Genomic DNA, 625 nt, shown 5'->3' on the forward strand with positions numbered 1-625 from the left:
CTTTTGGAAGCGAGTGTCGAAGGTGAAATCAATAACTGGGGTGAAGTCGTAACAAGGTAGCCGTATCGGAAGGTGCGGCTGGATCACCTCCTTTCTAGGGAGAATTAACCTACTGTTTAATTTTGAGGGTTCTTTATGAAAACTCAAAATAAGTGCTTTGAGCAACGGGATAGACATGAACAAATGTGAATGGCTAGACGTTGACGATATGCGAAGCATTTTAGTACTTTGAAAACTGCATAACATTTAGTGATATGACATTATAAAAGAAGAAGATAAACTTCTTAAAAAATATATCATATAAAGAAGATAACTTTTAAAAATATAAACTTTAATAACTGGTCAAGTTATTAAGGGTGTAGGGCGAATGCCTTGGCACTAGGAGCCGATGAAGGACGCGATAAGCTGCGATAAGCTTGGGGGAGTTGCACGTAAACTGTGATCCCAAGATTTCCGAATGAGGAAACTCACTTAGAGTAATGTCTAAGTATGGTATGGTGAATACATAGTCATGCCAGGGGAACCCGGGGAACTGAAACATCTAAGTACCCGGAGGAAGAGAAAGAAATTCGATTCCGTAAGTAGCGGCGAGCGAACGCGGAACAGGCCAAACCAGTGAAGTTTT

General features: G+C 40.6%; 2 rRNA genes. Both read left to right on the forward strand.

Annotation, left to right across the window (positions count from 1 at the left end):
* Positions 1 to 94: ribosomal RNA gene (locus K0039_RS20225) — 16S ribosomal RNA — on the forward strand; the annotation flags it as partial.
* A 246-nt stretch (positions 95 to 340) separates the two neighbouring features.
* Positions 341 to 625, forward strand: a 23S ribosomal RNA gene (locus K0039_RS20230); the annotation flags it as partial.

Origin of the sequence: Terrisporobacter mayombei, from assembly GCF_020748465.1 — a bacterium.
Lineage (GTDB): Bacteria > Bacillota > Clostridia > Peptostreptococcales > Peptostreptococcaceae > Terrisporobacter > Terrisporobacter mayombei.